The organism is Streptomyces sp. NPDC030840 (assembly GCF_055572015.1).
On the sequence record NZ_JBVIEE010000007.1, the window covers coordinates 113017 to 130649 of the forward strand.

At 72.1% G+C, this 17633-nt stretch carries 11 protein-coding genes; 3 read left to right on the forward strand and 8 right to left on the reverse strand.

Annotated features, from left to right (window positions below; all coding sequences use genetic code 11):
* The first annotated feature begins 194 nt into the window (after positions 1-194).
* The gene (locus ACZ49J_RS17605; protein WP_467448994.1) at positions 195-3041 is read left to right on the forward strand and encodes a glycoside hydrolase family 3 C-terminal domain-containing protein; all 2847 of its coding nucleotides are present in this window, start codon (positions 195-197) and stop codon (positions 3039-3041) included.
* Positions 3042-3244: 203 nt separating this feature from the next.
* Here ACZ49J_RS17605 and ACZ49J_RS17610 read toward each other — a convergent pair whose 3' ends face one another.
* The 3 genes from ACZ49J_RS17610 to ACZ49J_RS17620 all read right to left on the reverse strand — a co-directional run bounded on the left by ACZ49J_RS17610 (position 3245) and on the right by ACZ49J_RS17620 (position 9537).
* Positions 3245-4690, reverse strand: coding sequence for an aldehyde dehydrogenase family protein (locus ACZ49J_RS17610; protein WP_467448996.1), 1446 nt, complete (start codon positions 4688-4690; stop codon positions 3245-3247).
* Positions 4691-5393: 703 nt separating this feature from the next.
* Positions 5394-7109, reverse strand: coding sequence for a PucR family transcriptional regulator (locus ACZ49J_RS17615; protein WP_467448999.1), 1716 nt, complete (start codon positions 7107-7109; stop codon positions 5394-5396).
* A 295-nt stretch (positions 7110-7404) separates the two neighbouring features.
* Positions 7405-9537, reverse strand: a complete 2133-nt coding sequence (locus ACZ49J_RS17620) for an ATP-binding protein (RefSeq protein ID WP_467449000.1) — start codon at positions 9535-9537, stop codon at positions 7405-7407.
* Between the two features lie 271 nt (positions 9538-9808).
* Between ACZ49J_RS17620 and gabT the strand changes: the two genes are divergently transcribed.
* Both gabT and ACZ49J_RS17630 read left to right on the forward strand, forming a co-directional pair.
* Complete coding sequence (gabT, locus tag ACZ49J_RS17625) at positions 9809-11143, forward strand: 4-aminobutyrate--2-oxoglutarate transaminase (protein WP_467449002.1); 1335 nt, start codon at positions 9809-9811, stop codon at positions 11141-11143.
* A 303-nt stretch (positions 11144-11446) separates the two neighbouring features.
* Positions 11447-12259 carry a phosphatase PAP2 family protein gene (locus ACZ49J_RS17630; RefSeq protein WP_467449003.1) on the forward strand — a complete coding sequence of 271 codons (813 nt, stop codon included), beginning with the start codon at positions 11447-11449 and terminating at the stop codon, positions 12257-12259.
* 35 nt (positions 12260-12294) lie between these two features.
* Here ACZ49J_RS17630 and ACZ49J_RS17635 read toward each other — a convergent pair whose 3' ends face one another.
* From ACZ49J_RS17635 to ACZ49J_RS17655, 5 genes are all read right to left on the reverse strand, one after another.
* Positions 12295-12756 carry a hypothetical protein gene (locus ACZ49J_RS17635; RefSeq protein ID WP_467449006.1) on the reverse strand — a complete coding sequence of 154 codons (462 nt, stop codon included), beginning with the start codon at positions 12754-12756 and terminating at the stop codon, positions 12295-12297.
* Between the two features lie 233 nt (positions 12757-12989).
* Positions 12990-14417 carry an NAD(P)/FAD-dependent oxidoreductase gene (locus tag ACZ49J_RS17640; RefSeq protein ID WP_467449007.1) on the reverse strand — a complete coding sequence of 476 codons (1428 nt, stop codon included), beginning with the start codon at positions 14415-14417 and terminating at the stop codon, positions 12990-12992.
* A gap of 30 nt (positions 14418-14447) precedes the next feature.
* Complete coding sequence (locus ACZ49J_RS17645; RefSeq protein WP_467449008.1) at positions 14448-15257, reverse strand: ABC transporter permease; 810 nt, start codon at positions 15255-15257, stop codon at positions 14448-14450.
* Entirely contained in the window at positions 15258-16193 is a 936-nt protein-coding gene (locus ACZ49J_RS17650; protein WP_467449010.1) for an ABC transporter permease, read from the reverse strand.
* A complete protein-coding gene (locus tag ACZ49J_RS17655; protein WP_467449011.1) occupies positions 16193-17347 on the reverse strand; it encodes an ABC transporter ATP-binding protein in 1155 nt (384 codons plus the stop codon). The genes ACZ49J_RS17650 and ACZ49J_RS17655 overlap by 1 nt, the downstream gene beginning before the upstream one ends.
* Positions 17348-17633 lie beyond the last annotated feature (286 nt).

Sequence of the window (17633 nt, forward strand, 5' to 3'; positions counted from 1 at the left end):
GTGGGGGCGCACAAGAGTCATCTCCACAATTCCTCGGGGGCGCAAGGGACCGGAGCGGCGAGTTCCCACACTGGATATGACAGGGAGGAAACGGATCTGTTGCGCCTTGGTCTCTTGACACCCACCCCCGGGTCGAATGAGCATCGAAGCGCTTCGAAAGCTGCTGGCCGCTCCATCGCAAAGGGACCCCCATCGTGACCGCACAGACGCCGCCCACCCCGCCTTTCCGCGATCCGCGGCTGCCTCTCGCGAAGCGCGTCGACGACCTCCTCGGGCGGCTCACACTCGACGAACGGATCGCGTTCCTGCACCAGTTCGCGCCGGCCGTCGAGCGTCTGGGCGTCGCGGCGTTCCGCACCGGCCAGGAGGCCCTGCACGGTGTGGCGTGGATGGGGCCGTCCACCGTGTTCCCGCAGGCGGTCGGGCTGGGCGCGACCTGGAACGAGGACCTCGTGCGCCGGATCGGCGAGGCGGTGTCGACCGAGGTCCGCGCCATGCGGGCCCGCGACGACCGCGTCGGCCTCAACGTCTGGTCGCCCACGGTGAACCTGTTGCGCCACCCCCTGTGGGGCCGCAACGAGGAGGGCTACTCCGAGGACCCGAAGCTGACCTCGGCCATCGCGACGGCGTACACCCGGGGCCTGCGCGGCGACCACCCGGCGTACTGGCGCACGGCCCCCGTCCTCAAGCACTGGCTGGCGCACAACAACGAGACGAACCGGGACACCACCTCCTCCTCGGTCCGCCCGCGCGTCCTGCACGAGTACGACCTGCGCGCCTTCCGCGAGACGGTTCAAGCGGGCGCGGTGGCCGGTGTGATGCCCGCGTACAACCTGGTCAACGGCCGCCCGAACCACGTGTCGCCGTACCTGAACGAGCACTTGCGCGCCTGGACCGACGAGGATCTGATGGTCTGCTCGGACGCCGGTGCCCCGTCCAACCTGGTCGACTCCGAGCACTACTTCGACACCCACGAGGAGGCCACGGCGGCCGCGATCCGCGCGGGCGTCGACAGCTTCACCGACCACGGCACCGACAGCTCGAAGATCGTCGAACGGATCCGGGGCGCCCTGGTCCAGGGCCTGCTGACCACGGAGGACATCGACGGGGCGGTCCGCCGCCAGCTCTCGGTCCGCTTCCGGCTGGGCGAGTTCGACCCGGAGAACGACCCCCACGCCGGCCTCCGGGACTTCGACACTCCGGCCCACCGCGCCCTCGCCCAGGAGGCGGCGGAACAGGCGGTCGTCCTGCTCAAGAACGAGGGCGGCCTGCTGCCCCTGGCCGAGGACATGCGCGTCGCGGTCGTCGGCCTCCTCGCCGACGAGTGCAAGCTCGACTGGTACAGCGGCACGCTCCTGCGCCGCTCCACTCCGCTGGAGGGCGTGCTGAAGCGTTTCGGCGCCGAGCGCGTCACCTTCGCCGAGGGCGTGGACCGCGTCCGCCTCAGGACCTCGGCGGGGACGTACCTCGCGGTGCCGGAGGCCACCGGCGCCGCCGACGAGGCGCGCGGCGCGGAGGGCGCCCTCGATCCCGCGCTCCTCGCGGGCCGCACGGACCTGCCCCCGCTGACCACCGACGCGACCGGCACCGACCTCGCGCTCGTCGACTGGGGCGACGGCGTCCTCACCCTGCGTGCCCCGGACGGCCGCTACCTCTCCGTCGCCGACGACGGTTACGTACGCGCTTCCGCGGACCAGCCGGGTGGCTGGGTGGTGCAGGAGACGTTCCGCCTGGAACGCCACGAATCCCACGAGGACGCTCACCTCCTGAAGCACATGGGCACCGGCCTGTACGTCTCTGTCGCCGCCGACGGCGTGAAGGTTGCCAACGAGAACGCGGAAATCCTCACGCTCGTCGTGATCGAGCGGGGTGAGGAATCGGTCACAGCAGCCGCCTCCGGGGCGGACGCCGTCCTGGTGGTCGCGGGCAACGACCCGCACATCGGCGGCCGCGAGACGGAGGACCGCACCACCCTGCGCCTCCCGGCTCACCAGGAGCGTCTGCTGCGCGCCGCCCGCGCCGCGAACCCGAACACGGTCCTGGTCCTGACGTCGGCGTATCCGTACGCGCTCGACCACTCCGATCTCCCGGCCGTCCTGTGGACCGCGCACGGCGGCCAGGCGGCGGGCACGGCCCTGGCGCGGGTCCTGGCCGGGGACGTCTCTCCGGCGGGCCGCCTCCCGCAGACCTGGTACGCCTCGGACGCGGACCTGCCCGGCCTGCTCGACTACGACGTGATCGGCAGCCGCCAGACGTACCTGTACTTCGAGGGCACGCCCCTGTTCCCGTTCGGCCACGGCCTGTCGTACGCGGCATTCGCGTACGAGAATTTCAGCCACCGGGTGGCCGACGGCGAGGTGAAGGTGACGTTCACGCTCACCAACACGAGCGCCCGGACGGCGGACGAGGTACCCCAGCTGTACGTCAGGGCCGTGAACCCGTCCGTCCCGCGCCCCCGCCGCGAACTGGCCGCCCACCGCCGCGTCACGCTCGCTCCGGGCGCCTCGACGGACGTGACCTTCCGGGTGCCGTCGGCCGCCTTCGCGTTCTGGGACGTGGCGCAGGACCGCCACCGCCTGGAGCCCGGCGCGTACGAGCTTCTCGTGGGCGCCTCCAGCGAGGACATCCGGCTGAGGGCGGCCATCGGCCTCGACGGCGACCCGGCCGTGCCCCGCCCGGTCGTCGAACGCGGCCTCGACGCGGCCGGCTTCGACGACCAGCGCGGCACGGAGATCGTCGACCGCGCGAGGACATCAGGTGACGCGGTCACGCCCGTCGGCGGCGGGAAGGGTGAACTCCTCTTCCACGACTGCGACTTCGGGGACGGCGTCACCGAGGTGACCGTGGAGGTGGCGGGCGAGGGCTCCGTCGAGTGTTCCCTGAACGGCGGCCCCGTCCTCGCGGTCCTGAACCTCTCCGCCACCGCGGGCCCGTACGACTACACCACCCTGAGCGCCGGGATCGTGGCGGCCGGCGTGCACGACGTCCACCTGAGGCTGCGCGGCCCGTTGCGGCTCGCGCGCGTCGGCTTCTCCGGTTGAGGGTCCGGACCAGGCCGACGCACGAAGGGGCCCGGCACCGGAAGGCATCGGTGCCGGACCCCTTCATCCCGGGCACACCCGGGACACACCCGGAACTCTACATGAAAATGATTGTCACAAGCCAGAGTCCGGCTCCTGGTTGTCGGCGTCGGAGCTGTCGACGCCGGAGCCGCGAGCCGTGACCGGTCAGAGCTGAACGCCGGTCAGAGCTGGATCCCGGTCAGCACCATGACCCGCTCGTACGTGTAGTCCTCCATCGCGAACTTCACGCCCTCACGCCCGACACCGGACTGCTTCACCCCGCCGTACGGCATCTGGTCGGCACGGTAGGACGGCACGTCCCCGATCACGACGCCGCCCACCTCGAGGGCCCGGTGCGCCCGGAACGCGGTCTGCAGGTCGTGCGTGAAAACACCCGCCTGGAGCCCGTACTTGGACTCGTTGACGGCGGCGAAGGCGCTCGCCTCCCCCTCCACCCGCTGCAGAGTGAGAACGGGCCCGAAGACCTCCTCGCAGGAGATCGTGACGTCCGCAGGCACCTCGGCGAGCACGGTCGGCGCGTACGAGGCCCCGTCCCGCTTGCCCCCGGTGAGCAGCCTGGCCCCGGCCCCGACCGCCTCGTCGACCCAGGCCTCCACCCGCTCGGCGGCGGCCTCGCTCACCAGCGGCCCGACGTCGGTCGCGCCGTCGGACGGGTCCCCGGTCACCTGGGCCTCGACGGCGGCGACGATCCGCGGCACCAGCCGGTCGTACACCTCCGCGTCCGCGATCACCCGCTGCACGGAGATGCAGGACTGCCCGCCCTGGTAGTTGGAGAAGGTGGCGATGCGCGAGGCCGCCCAGTCCAGGTCCTCGTCGCTCGCGTAGTCGGCGAGTACGACGGCCGCGCCGTTGCCGCCCAGCTCCAGCGTGCAGTGCTTGCGCGGGACCGAGTCCATGATCGCGTAACCGACCTTCTCGGACCCGGTGAACGAGATGACCGGCAGCCGCTCGTCCTGGACGAGGGAGGGCATCCGCTCGTTCGCCACGGGCAGCACGCTCCAGGCACCCGACGGCAGCTCGGTCTCGGCGAGCAGTTCCCCGATGACGAGCGCGGACAGCGGGGTCGCGGGCGCGGGCTTCAGAATGATCGGCGTACCGACCGCGATGGCCGGGGCGACCTTGTGGGCGCACAGGTTGAGCGGGAAGTTGAAGGGCGCGATGCCCAGGACGACGCCCTTCGGGAACCGCCGCGTGAAGGCGAGCCGTCCCTGGCCGCCGGCGTCGGTGTCCAGCCGCTGGGCCTCGCCTCCGTTGAACCGCCGCGCCTCCTCGGCCGCGAACCGGAACACGGACACGGCGCGTCCGACCTCGCCGCGGGCCCACTTGACCGGCTTGCCGTTCTCGGCGGAGATCAGCTGCGCGATCTCCTCGGTGCGCTCGGCCAGCCTGCGGCTCACGTGGTCGAGAGCGGCGGCGCGTACGTGGGCGGGGGTGGCGGCGAACTCGTCCCGTACGGCGTGGGCGGCGGCCACGGCCTCTTCCACCTGGGCGTCCGTGGGGACGGCGACCCGGCCGACGAGCCGGCCGTCCCACGGCGAGGTGACATCGAGTTCGGTCCCGCCGGTCGCCTGGCGACCGGCGAGCCAGAAGGCGTGGGTGGCAGTCATGGTCCGGCCCTTCCGCGTTCGGCACGTGCGTTCCCGACCACGGTAGGGCCGGGGTTGGCGCTGGTCGCTTGTCCGAGTCGTAAAACTCCGCTGCGGGGATGTGCCGCTTTGGCGCGGTCGCCGTGCCGGGTGCGGGCCCGGAGGTTCTCGCCCCCGCCGCCCCTACCCGTCCCATCCCCGGGGGCTGCGCCCCCGGACCTCCGCTGTCGGCCTTGCGGCCTCGTCCTCAAACGCCGGACGGGCTGAAAACCCAAGCCCGGCCGCGAGAATCCAGCACCGCCCGCGCCATCCAGCGCTGCCCGCACAATCCAGCACCGCCTGCACAATCCAGCGCCGCCCGCACAATCCAGCCCCTCCGGCGTTTGAGGAGCGGGGGTCCGGGGGCCGGCCCACGAAAAACGGGGTCCGGGGCGGAGCCCGGAAAGGGCGGGTCCGGGGCGGAGCCCGGAAAGGGCGGGGCCGGGGCGGAGCCCCGAGGGCGGGTCCGGGGCGGAGCCCCGAGGGCGGGGCCGGGGCGGAGCCCCGAGGGCGGGGCCGGGGGGGAGCCCGGGAAGGGCAGGGCCGGGGCTGAGCCAGGACGGACGCGGCCGGGGGCACCTGAATCCGGGGGTCCAGGGGGCGCAGCCCCCTTGGCGGGGTCGAAGGGGCAGTGCCCCTGGGAATGGGACGGGTAGGGGCGGCGGGGGCGAAACCAACCAACCCCTTACTCCCCCACCCCCGCCGTCGCCTTCAGCGCCAGCCACAGCTCCATCCGCACATCCGGGTCGTCCAGCGAGCGCCCCAGGATCTCCTCGACCCTCCGCATCCGGTACCGCAACGTGTGCCGATGCACCCCGAGATCCGCCGCCGCCGCGTCCCACTGCCCGTGCCGTGACAGCCAGGCCCGGAGCGACGCCACAAGGTCCCCCCGCCCGGTCGCGTCATGCTCGCGCAGCGCCCGCAGCAGCCCGTCCGCGAACGCCCGCACCGCGTCGTCCGCCAGCAACGGCACCACGGACCCGGCCGCCAGCTCCTCGTGCTCCACGAACGACCGCCCCCGGCGCCGAGCCACCGACAGCGCCTGCTCGGCCTGCTTGTACGCGGCCGCTGCGGCGATCGGCCCGGCAGGCGCCGACAGTCCGACGACGAGCTCGTCGTCCTCATGGCCGGAGCCGGAGACCCCGGCGGTACCCGGGCCCCCGGAGACCCCCGCGAGCCCCGCGTCCGACACCGCGGCAGCGGCCCGCGCCGCCTCCAGCCCCAGCACGAACTCCCCGCACGCCGCGACCGCCGCGCCCCCGTCCCCGGCCAGCACGACCAGCCGCTCCCCGTCCGGCACGACCAGCACGGACTCCCCCGCCCGGGCCGCGGCGCCCTCCACCACCTCGGCGAGCTGCCCGAGCGGGTCACCGTCGGTGTCGGCCGGCAGAGGCTTCCCGGACACCAGGGACGCGTCGGCGCCGAAGGGCTGCGACACCGAGGACGACTCCGCCAGGATCATCCGGAACGGGGCGTCCAGCAGCTCCCCGTACAGGTCCCCCGCCACGGCCCGCGCGTGGTCCGGCTCCCCGGCCAGCAGCATGCGCAGCACGGCCGCCCCGAGCCGCTGCTCGGCCGCGTGCAACGACCGCGACCTCTCCGTCGTCAGCGTCAGCAAGGCGATGGCCGAGTGGACGGCGTACCGCTCGGCGGTGCCCAGCGCCGCGGCCGTCCCCACGGCGAGTGCGGCGCGTGGGCGCCGCCCGGTCCCGAGAGAGTGCAGTTCGACCCGGTCGCCCCCGCCCCCGTCGCCGTCACCGCCCTCACCCCCGACCACCGCGCTCGCGGGCGCGGGCCGCTCCCGCAGCCGCTCGACCTCCGCAGTGAGCCGGGCGGCCCTGCGCCCCGCCCACTCGGGGGCGGTGGCCACCATGGCGCCCGAGGCGTCGTAGAGCGCGGCCCACCCGTCGACCTGCGCGGCGAGCGCGGCGAGCAGTCCCTCGGGCCCGTCGTTGAGCGCCTGTCTGGTGAGCTCGCGCTGTGCCGCGAACCCCTCGGTCACGGCCCGGTACTGGTCGGCGGCCATGGCGGCGGAGACCGCCTTGCTGATGGCGAGGAACGGCGTGCGCCGCGGCACCTCCAGCAGCGGCAGCCCCTCCTCCCCGGCCGCGTCGACGAGCGCTTTCGGTACGTCCTCGTAGTTCACGCCGACGGCGAACCCGAGTCCGACGACCCCTGCCTCCACCAGCCGCTTCACATACCGCCGCATCGCCTCGGGGTCCTCCGCGTCCAGCTTGAGCGCGGTGATCAGCAGCAGTTCCCCGCCCTCCATGTACGGCACGGGGTCGGCGAGCTCGCTCACATGCGCCCAGCGGACGGGCACGTCCAGCCGGTCCGCGCCGGCGCGCACGGTCAGCTTGAGTGCGGAGTGGTGGACGAGCGAGGCGAGGGTTGGGGGCATGAGGCCTTCAGGTGTTCACAGAATCTGCGTCGGACACGGACAGGTCCTTCAATGATCACAAACGCCGAGTTCTTCACCGGGATCTTTTGTCCGCTGCGTATGAACACACTATGCCGACTCCGCCGGTCCGTACGTACCTGTCCCTCTCAGCACTGGCCTCAGGACGGGCCTCAGGGCCAGCCTCAGGACGCCTCATGGCCAGCCCTCGCGACTGGCCTCAGGGCCGGTCCCAGGAGCGGCCTCGGCGCCGGTTCCGGCAGCGGCCGGCCCCGGGACCGGCGCGGCTGCGTGGCCGTCAGCTGCGCAGATCCACCAGCAGCGGCGGGGCGTGCTCCCCCTTCACGTTCGTCAGCGACAGCACCGCGTGCCCCGGCGGCACCCCGTGCGCCAGCTCGGACGCGGACCACCGCTCCCGCTCGACCTGCCGCACCGTCACGGCCCGCGCGGTCGGCGCGTGCCCGGTGATCACGCGCCGCAGTACGTGCAGGGCCTTGCCGGCCGGCGTCTCGGCGATGATCTGCCGGTCGGTGACGTCCCGGGCCTCGGTCCACTCCTTGCCCCACACCTCGGCGAAGTCCTGCCCGTCCCAGGGGGTGAGCCCGGACAGCGCCATGCGGCAGCCGGTCGCCCCGAGCAGCGGCCCGCGCAACGGTCGCGGCACGTCGTCGAGCGTGCGCAGCGTCAGGACGACCCCGGCGTGCGCGGACCGCAGCCGCTGCACGCCGCGTACCGCCTCGGGGGTCACCACGCCCGTGGCGTCGTCCAGGACGAGGCAGGCGAACAGCGACCGGTCCTCCCTGACCGCCACGCTCGCGGTGAACTGCGCGAGCACCAGCCGGGCCAGGATCCGTGAGGCGTCCGCGTGCCCGCGCTCGGGCAGGTCGATGCGCACGCGGACGGGATGGTCGAGCGCCCTCAGGGAGAAGGGCCGGGACTGCCCGGAGGTGTCGAAGAAGGTGGAGAACGCGGGCCTGTCCAGCAGCGCCACCCGGTCCGCGAGCACCGATCCCACGTCCCCGGGGTGGCCCGACTGCCGCTCCCGGGCGTCGAGTTCGCGGAGCAACGACTCCTCTCCCGCTTCCTGGAGGGCCTTGCGGAGCGCGCCGAGGGGGCCGGGCGCGCCGTCGAGGAGCTGGCGCAGCTCGGGCACGGACGGGAAACGTCCGTGGACGGCGCGGTACGGCCCGAGGAGCTGGGCGAGCACCGTGGTGGAGCGACGGCTGTCGCCTCCGGGGTGCGGGTCGGCGAGGTCCCCGACGAGCGCCTCGGCGAGTATGGCGGCCGCCTCGTCGGGGTCGGTGGTGCCGCCGTACAGGTCCAGGTCGTACACGGATTCGGGGTTTCCGATCCGTACGACGACGTCGTAGGCGTCCGCGGGTCCGAGCCCCGCCCCCGCGGCGCCGACCACGACGACCGCGGCGCGTCCGGCGAGGGCGTGCAGGCACAGCGACTCGGCGACGGGCCACACGACGGAGCCGGTCTTGCCGGAGCCGGCCGGTCCGACAGCGACGAGCGAGGTGCCGAGCAGGTCGGGTCCGAGGGCGAGCCCGGCCCCGCGGTAGGCGTACGGGTTGCGGGCGTCGTCCACGGTGGTTCCCAGCCGTACCTGCCCGGTGACCAGGTCGTGCCGGGCGAGCCGGGCCGGCAGGTCGCGCTCTCCGGAGGGGTGGAGGCAGGCGGCGGCGCCGTCCCGCAGCACGGCGGAGGTGAAGGTGGCCAGGCTGTGCCGTCCGTTGCGCACGCTCTGCCAGGCGCGGAGGATGCGGGCGTGGTCGACGTCCCGCATGAGGCCGGTGCTGGCGTCGGCGGCGAGCCGCTCGGCGGCGTCGACGGCTCCGGCGGCGCGCAGCTGGTTCCACTGGGCGGGATCGTCCTGGGGGGCGGGAAGGGCCTCCTGGGGCTCCGGCCGGCGGAAGCGGGGGGCGACGAAGCGGCGCCACACCTCGCCCCAGCGGCCCAGCCGGCCCACGCCGACCATGATGGCCAGGGCGACGAGCACCTCGTACCCCCGGTACAGGAGGAACGTGCCGGTCTCGCCGAGGTCGCTGTCGCCGCCGCGCCAGGAGTCGGGGGTGACCAGTTCGAGGGGCACCCACCACCAGCCACCGAGGTAACCGTTCTGCAGCAGCGACCAGATCAGCCATCCCACCAGGAACGCGATCAGCGCCCCGCTCAGCAGCTGGCGCGTGGGGATCTCCTCGGGCTCCTCGGCCGGCCGCGGCCGGTGTCCGAACCGCCACACGCCCGGTGCCGCCTCCGGTCGCGGTGCGCGCAGCCAGGCGAGGAAGGCCGATCCGTCCGGCAGCGGAGGTGTTCCCGGTGCCCGCGGCGGCCGGGGAGGCATCGCGGGCACCTCCGCAGGCCCCGCCGGACGCGGTACGGGGTGCGCGTGCGTACCCCGGGCGTCCTGCGTCCCGTCGCTGTCCATCGCCCTTGCCCCCTGACCAGCCGTTCCGTCCACCATCAGCGAGTCAATCTAACTCCCCCGCCTGGGGAGTTCACCGTTTACGCGGCCGGGGTGCGCATCCGTGCCCCCCTGCGCCTCTTAGTCCACCACGGACAACCGGGCGCCCCGACAACGCCCACATGGAGCATGCCCAGCCCCGCTCCCCCGTCCTAGCCTGCGAGAAAGGAAGGCAAGCGGACCAGCGACAACCGACCGCCGACACCCCGTAAGCAAGTTCATCAGGGAGCCCCTCATGACCGCAGTTCCGCAGGAGCGCCGCGTCGTCACCGCCATCCCCGGCCCGAAGTCGCAGGAGTTGCAGGCCCGTCGCACCGCCGCGGTGGCGCAGGGCGTGGGCTCCGTGCTGCCCGTGTTCACCGCGCGGGCGGGCGGCGGCATCGTCGAGGACGTCGACGGCAACCGGCTCATCGACTTCGGCTCCGGCATCGCGGTGACGAGTGTCGGCGCCTCCGCCGAGGCCGTCGTCCGCCGGGCCACCGCCCAGCTCCAGGACTTCACCCACACCTGTTTCATGGTCACGCCGTACGAGGGGTACGTGGAGGTCGCCGAGGCCCTCGCCGAGCTCACCCCGGGCGACCACGCCAAGAAGTCGGCCCTGTTCAACAGCGGCGCGGAGGCCGTGGAGAACGCCGTCAAGATCGCGCGCTCGTACACCAGGCGCCAGGCGGTCGTCGTCTTCGACCACGGCTACCACGGCCGGACGAACCTCACCATGGCGCTGACCTCGAAGAACATGCCGTACAAGCACGGTTTCGGCCCGTTCGCGCCCGAGGTGTACCGCATGCCGCTGGCGTACGGCTACCGCTGGCCGACCGGCCCGGAGAACGCGGGCCCGGAGGCCGCCGCGCAGGCGATCGACCAGATCACCAAGCAGGTCGGCCCCGAGAACGTGGCCGCGATCGTCATCGAGCCGGTGCTCGGTGAGGGCGGCTTCATCGAGCCGGCGAAGGGCTTCCTGCCCGCGCTCCGGCAGTTCGCCACCGACCACGGCATCGTGTTCGTGGCGGACGAGATCCAGTCCGGGTTCTGCCGTACGGGCCAGTGGTTCGCGTGTGAGGACGAGGGCATCGTCCCGGACCTGATCACCACGGCGAAGGGCATCGCGGGCGGTCTGCCGCTCGCCGCCGTGACGGGCCGCGCCGAGATCATGGACGCCGCGCACGCGGGCGGCCTCGGCGGCACGTACGGCGGCAACCCGGTCGCCTGCGCGGGTGCGCTGGGCTCGATCGAGACGATGAAGGAACTGGACCTCAACGCCCGCGCCAAGGCGATCGAGGCGACCATGAAGGCCCGCCTGACCGCCATGGCCGAGAAGTTCGAGGTCATCGGGGACGTCCGCGGCCGGGGCGCCATGATCGCGATCGAGCTGGTCAAGGACCGGACCACCAAGGAGCCGAACCCGGAGGCGACCGCCGCGCTCGCGAAGGCCTGCCACCAGGAGGGCCTGCTGGTCCTGACCTGTGGCACCTACGGGAACGTGCTCCGCTTCCTGCCACCCCTGGTCATCGGCGAGGACCTGCTCAGCGAGGGTCTCGACATCATCGAGCAGGCGTTCACCAGCATGTGAGCCGGCGGACCGCATCCGGGCAGGCGTTCGCCGACCGGTGAGCACGCTTTCGCCGGTTTCCGCATCCGGAACTGCTTCGCTCGCCCCTCGTTCGGCCCTGGCGTCCACCCCTCATTCGCCTCTGGCGTCCCACGCCCACCGCAACCGGAATCCGCGCCGGATTCCGGTGCGCGGCGACAAGGTTCAGAGAGGGTGAAGAACGTGTGCAAGGTGGCCGTGAGGACACGATTCCGTCTGTCGCGGCCCTTTCTCCTGTCGTAGGTTCTTAGCCAGATGAGAGATACACCCCGCCCACAGGGGACTGTGGGTGACACCGGGTCGGGGCCTCCCCAGCTTCGCCCTGGTCGTGCCCTCGCGCACACACACGGAGCTTCCGGCTCCGGATCTCCTCACCGATCGGATGGCCGCTCGCCCCAAACCCCCCGGGGCGCGCGGCACACCGGTCTGGACGGCGGCCTCGGAACCACCCCCCCTGTTCCGGGGTCGCCGACCTTCCTCCTTCTCCTCCTGGGCCTTCCGGCCCTCCTCTTCGCGCTGATCACCTGGCAGGTCGGCGTCCACGGCCCTCTCGCCCGCGCGGACGAACGCCTCAGCGGCCGCCTGGTCCACCGCGACGGCTTCTGGGACTTCCTGGCAGACCTCGGCAACATCACAGTCGCCGTCCCGGTCCTGGCCGTGGTGCTCGTGTACGTCGCTCTGCGCGCCCGTCGAACCGGCAGGGACCACTGGTGGCTGCCCTCCGTGGCGGCGGGCGTCCTGATGGCCCTCGTACCGGCGCTGGTCGTCCCCCTCAAGGAGCTGATCGACCGCCCGGGCCCACCGGTCATGGGACCCGGGACCGGCTACTACCCCTCGGGCCACACGGCCACCGCCTCCATCGCGTACGGCGGCGCGGCCCTCGTGCTGTGGCCCTGGCTGCGCGGCACCCGCCCGCGTGTCCTCGTCGTCCTCGTCGCGGTCGCACTGAATCTCGGGGTCGCCCTCGGTCTGGTGCGCATGGGCTACCACTGGCCACTCGACGTGGTGGCCAGTTGGTGTCTGTGCGCGGTGCTGCTGCTGTCCCTCCGGCTGTTCCTCCGGGTGTTCCTCGGGCGCAGCGGCCGCCGCTCCCCGTGAGCCGTGCGCCCCTGCACGATCCGGTCGCACCGGAGTCACCGATCCTCGTCCTTCAGCGCCAGGCCGGCGGCCGCCTCGTGCATGGCCAGTTCCAGCAGCGCCGGATCGGTGAGGGTGCCGGTGCCGTCCGGCGGGACCAGCCAGCGGACGCCGGCGGTCTGCTGTCCGGGGCACGGGTACGGCACCACGATCCATGTGCCGCGGCCCGCGGAGCGCACGCCCGTGCCGAGCCACCGGCTCGCCGTGCCCGGGGGCACGAAGAAGCCCATGCGGTCGTCACCGAAGTCGGCGAGCACCGGCCCGGGCCGGTCGAGGCAGCGGGTGAGCACGTCGAGCGTGGGATGGCCGAGTTCGCCCGGCAGAATCAGTACGTCCCAGGCCTTGCCGGCCGGGAGCAGCGCGACCCCGAGGGGGCCGCGCTCCCACTCCCAGCGGCAGGCGTCGGGATCCGGAGCTACGGATGCCAGCCATTCCGCCGCCGTCTTGGCCCCAGTCATGGCGGGGACTTCCTCTCTGTGGTTCCGCTGAGGGACGCCTGTCGCGTCCATCAGCAGAGAGAGGGTTTCCAGGGGGTTGTTACGCGGTTTCCGGCCGACTGTTGGAGGTGAACGGAGCATCGCGGGGGCGCGGGGCGTGCGGCGATGGCTCACGGACGCCATCGCACGCCGGTCCACCCGCCGTGCCCGCCTGCCGACCGGACCGGTCGGGGCGGCCGGCACGGCGGAGCTGATCAGCTGTCGAAGCCCAGTCCCAGCCGGTCCATCGCCTTCAGCCACAGGTTGCGCCGTCCGCCGTGGGCGTCCGCACGGGCCAGTGACCACTTGGTGAGGGCGATGCCGGTCCAGGCGAAGGGCTCCGGCGGGAAGGGCAGGGGCTTCTTGCGGACCATCTCCAGCTCGGTGCGTTCCGTGCGCTCCCCCGCCAGCAGGTCCAGCATCACGTCCGCGCCGAACCGGGTCGCGCCCACGCCCAGCCCCGTGTAGCCCGCCGCGTACGCCACCCGGCCCTGGTGGGCCGTGCCGAAGAAGGCGGAGAAGCGTGAGCAGGTGTCGATCGCACCGCCCCAGGCGTGGGTGAAGCGGACGCCCTCCAGTTGCGGGAAGCAGGTGAAGAAGTGCCCGGCGAGCTTGGCGTACGTCTCCGGCCGGTCGTCGTACTCGGCGCGCACCCGGCCGCCGTAGTGGTGGATGGCGTCGTAACCGCCCCACAGGACGCGGTTGTCGGCGCTGAGCCGGAAGTAGTGGAACTGGTTGGCGCTGTCGCCGAGTCCCTGCCGGTTCCGCCAGCCGACGGAGGCCAGCTGGTCGGCGGTCAGCGGCTCGGTCATCAGCGCGTAGTCGTAGACCGGGACGGTGTAGGCGCGAACGCGTCGGACGAGGTTCGGGAAGACGTTCGTGCCGAGGGCGACCTGGCGGGCGCGGATCGTGCCGTACGGGGTGCCGACGGCCATGCCGGCGCCGTACGGCTTCAGGGTGAGCGCGGGGGTGTGCTCGTAGACGCGGACACCGAGGCCGATACAGGCGCGCTTCAGTCCCCAGGCGAGCTTGGCCGGGTGGAGCATGGCCACGCCCCGGCGGTCGTACAGACCGGCCAGGAATGTCGGTGAGTCGACTTGTTGCCGCACGGCCTCGGTGTCCAGGAACTCGACGCCGTCCGCGAGACCGCGGCGCCGCGTCTCGGCGTGCCAGGCGCTCAGTTCGGCGGCCTGGTGGGGCGCGGTGGCGACGTCGATCTCGCCGGTGCGCTCGAAGTCGCAGTCCAGGGAGTAGCGGGCGACGGCCGCCTCGATCTCGTCGAGGTTGCGGGCGCCGAGTTCCTCAAGGGTGTGGATCTCGTCCGGCCAGCGGGTGAGACCGTTGGCCAGGCCGTGGGTGAGCGAGGCGGCGCAGAAGCCTCCGTTGCGGCCGGAGGCGGCCCAGCCCGCCTCACGGCCCTCGACGAGGACGACGTCCCGGCCCGGGTCGCGCTCCTTCGCGAGAAGCGCGGTCCACAGTCCGCTGTAGCCGCCGCCGACGACGAGCAGGTCACACGTCTCGGCGCCGGTGAGCGCGGGCTCGGGGCGGGGCCTGCCGGGGTCGTCCAGCCAGAACGGGACCGGCTGGGCCTCGGAGAGGGATGTGGTCCAGCGGTTTCCACGGGTCATGGCGCCTGGGGCCATGATGTCAACTCCCTACAGGGGAAAGGGTGATCATGCCTTCTGTCTGTTACGGCTGCTTCGGCGGTTCCCGATGACCATTCCGGCCAGGACGAACAGCACGGCGACGACGAACATGGCCGTGCCGATGACGTTGATCTGAACGGGCGTTCCGCGCTGTGCCGAGCCCCAGACGAACATGGGGAACGTGACGGTCGAGCCCGCGGTGAAGTTGGTGATGATGAAGTCGTCGAAGGAGAGCGCGAAGGCGAGCAGCGCGCCCGCGGCGATTCCGGGGGCCGCGATGGGCAGGGTGACCCGGACGAAGGTCTGGACGGGACCGGCGTACAGGTCCCGCGCCGCCTCCTCCAGCCTCGGGTCCATCGACATGACGCGCGCCTTGACGGCGACCACGACGAAGCTGAGGCAGAACATGATGTGGGCGATCAGGATCGTCCAGAAACCCAACTGCGCGCCCAGGTTGAGGAACAGCGTCAGCAGGGACGCCGCCATCACGACCTCGGGCATCGCCATCGGCAGGAAGATCAGCGAGTTGACCGCGCCCCGCGCCCGGAAGCGGTAGCGCACGAGCGCGAAGGCGATCATCGTGCCGAGGACCGTCGCCCCGAGGGTCGCCCAGGCCGCGAGCTGCAGGCTGAGGCCGAGCGAGCCGCACAGGTCGGCGACACCGCACGGATCGGTCCAGGCGTCCGTGGAGAACTTCTGCCATGCGTAGTTGAAGCGGCCCTTGGGGTCGTTGAAGGAGAAGACCGTGACGACGACGTTCGGCAGCAGCAGATATCCGAGCGTCAGCAGACCCGCGGCGACGACGAGATGGCGCTTGATCCAGCGTACGAAGGCCATTTAGACCAGATCCTCCGTCCCGGACTTCCGGATGTAGAGCGTGACCATGATGAGGATCGCGGCCATGAGAAGGAACGAAAGGGCCGCGGCTGTCGGATAGTCGAGAATCCGCAGGAACTGCGTCTGGATGACGTTGCCGACCATGCGGGTGTCCGTGGACCCGAGCAGGTCGGCGTTCACGTAGTCGCCGCTCGCGGGGATGAAGGTGAGCAGGGTGCCCGAGACGACACCGGGCATGGACAGGGGGAAGGTGACCTTGCGGAACGTCGTGAACGGTGTCGCGTACAGGTCGCCCGCCGCCTCGTGCAGCCGCCCGTCGATGCGCTCCAGCGAGGTGTAGAGCGGCAGGATCATGAACGGCAGGAAGTTGTACGTCAGGCCGCAGACCACGGCCAGTGGCGTGGCGAGGACACGGTCGCCGGCGGTGACACCGAGCCAGTTGGTGACGTCCAGGACGTGCAGCGAGCCCAGGGCGCCGACGACGGGGCCGCCGTCCGCGAGGATCGTCTTCCAGGCGAGGGTGCGGATCAGGAAGCTGGTGAAGAAGGGCGCGATCACCAGGATCAGGATCAGATTGCGCCAGCGGCCCGCGCGGAACGCGATCAGGTACGCCAGCGGGTAGCCCAGCAGCAGGCACAGGACCGTCGCGGAGCCCGCGTACGCCACCGAGCGCAGGAACTGCGGCCAGTACTCCGACAGGGCGTCCCAGTAGGTCGCGAAGTGCCAGGTGACCTTGTAGCCCTCCTCCAGGGAGCCCGTCTGCACGGACGTGGAGGCCTGGTAGACCATCGGCAGCGCGAAGAAGACCAGCAGCCACAGGACGCCGGGCAGGAGCAGCCAGTACGGGACGAGACGGCCGCGTGCGCGCGGGGCTCTGCGCGTGGGGGCGGCCGGCGAGAGGGGCGGTGGCGCCTCGGTTTCGGTGACGGTCGCCATCAGACAGCCGCCTCTTCCCCGACCGTCTCCACACCCGCGTCGATGTCCTGACCCGCGTCCAGGCCGAAGGTGTGGACCGGACTCCAGTGCAGGACGACGTCCGCTCCGGGAACGAACCGGGGGTCGCGGTCGATGTTCTGGACGTAGACCTCGAACTCGGGGCAGACCGAGCTGTCGACGACGTACTGCGTGGAGACGCCGATGAAGCTCGACGCGGTGATCTTCCCGGTGACGCGGTTGCGGCCCACGGGGATGTCGCCGGCGTCGTCCGCGTGCGTGAGGGATATCTTCTCGGGCCGTACGCCGACCAGCACCTTGCCGCCGGTTGTCGTGGCCGCCGAACACCGCGCCCTGGGCAGCGCGAGCTTGCCGTCGCCCGCCTTGAGGACGATGTCGTCGCCGCTCGTGGAGTCGACCTCGGCCTCGATGAGGTTCGAGGTCCCGAGGAAGTTGGCGACGAACGTGGTCCGCGGGTTCTCGTACAGGTCGCTGGGCGAGCCGAGCTGTTCGACGCGGCCCGCGCTCATCACGGCGACCGTGTCGGCCATCGTCATGGCCTCCTCCTGGTCGTGCGTGACGTGGATGAAGGTGATGCCGACCTCGGTCTGGATGCGCTTGAGCTCCAGCTGCATCTGGCGGCGCAGCTTGAGGTCGAGGGCGCCGAGGGGTTCGTCGAGGAGGAGGACCCTGGGGTGGTTGATCAGCGCGCGGGCCACGGCGACGCGTTGCTGCTGGCCGCCGGAGAGCTGGTGCGGCTTCTTGCGGGCCTGTTCGCCGAGCTGCACGAGCTCCAGCATCTCCTCGACCTGCTTCCTCACCGACCTGATGCCGCGCCGGCGCAGCCCGAAGGCGACGTTCTCGAAGATGTCGAGGTGCGGGAAGAGCGCGTACGACTGGAAGACCGTGTTCACCGGCCGCTTGTACGGCGGAAGCGCCGTCACGTCCTGGTCGCCCAGGTGGACGGTGCCGCTCGTGGGCTCCTCCAGGCCGGCGATCATGCGCAGGGTGGTGGTCTTGCCGCAGCCGGAGGCGCCGAGCAGGGCGAAGAAGGAACCTTTCGGCACGGTGAGGTCGAGGGGGTGGACGGCGGTGAAGGAGCCGTAGGTCTTGCTGATCCCTGTCAGGCGGACGTCTCCGCCGTGGTCTTTCGTCATGGTGTGGTCCCTGTGTGTCGGGGGTCGTCGTCTGTGGTCCTGCACCCGGGTTTGCCGCCCCCGCCGCCCCTGCCCGTCCCATCCCTGGGGGCTGCGCCCCGGCAGCTCCACCGCGAGCGCTGCCGCGACCCGGACCAACGGCAGGGCCAGCAGCCGGACCCTCGCCTGCCGGCCTTCGGCCTCGTCCTCAGCCGCCGGACGGGCTGGATGTGCCTGGCCTCGGCTGAAGATCCAAGCCGCGGCCGGGAAAGTCCCAGCGCTGCCTCGAACGATCCAGCCCGGCCCG

Excerpts from the sequence above, each read along its gene's own strand:
- ACZ49J_RS17620 (WP_467449000.1), bottom strand. The coding sequence starts at position 9,537 with ATGGACAGCGACGGGACGCAGGACGCCCGGGGTACGCACGCGCACCCC.
- ACZ49J_RS17635 (WP_467449006.1), bottom strand. The coding sequence starts at position 12,756 with ATGACTGGGGCCAAGACGGCGGCGGAATGGCTGGCATCCGTAGCTCCG.
- ACZ49J_RS17650 (WP_467449010.1), bottom strand. The coding sequence starts at position 16,193 with ATGGCGACCGTCACCGAAACCGAGGCGCCACCGCCCCTCTCGCCGGCC.
- ACZ49J_RS17640 (WP_467449007.1), bottom strand. The coding sequence starts at position 14,417 with ATGGCCCCAGGCGCCATGACCCGTGGAAACCGCTGGACCACATCCCTC.
- ACZ49J_RS17610 (WP_467448996.1), bottom strand. The coding sequence starts at position 4,690 with ATGACTGCCACCCACGCCTTCTGGCTCGCCGGTCGCCAGGCGACCGGC.
- gabT (WP_467449002.1), top strand. The coding sequence starts at position 9,809 with ATGACCGCAGTTCCGCAGGAGCGCCGCGTCGTCACCGCCATCCCCGGC.
- ACZ49J_RS17645 (WP_467449008.1), bottom strand. The coding sequence starts at position 15,257 with ATGGCCTTCGTACGCTGGATCAAGCGCCATCTCGTCGTCGCCGCGGGT.
- ACZ49J_RS17615 (WP_467448999.1), bottom strand. The coding sequence starts at position 7,109 with ATGCCCCCAACCCTCGCCTCGCTCGTCCACCACTCCGCACTCAAGCTG.
- ACZ49J_RS17655 (WP_467449011.1), bottom strand. The coding sequence starts at position 17,347 with ATGACGAAAGACCACGGCGGAGACGTCCGCCTGACAGGGATCAGCAAG.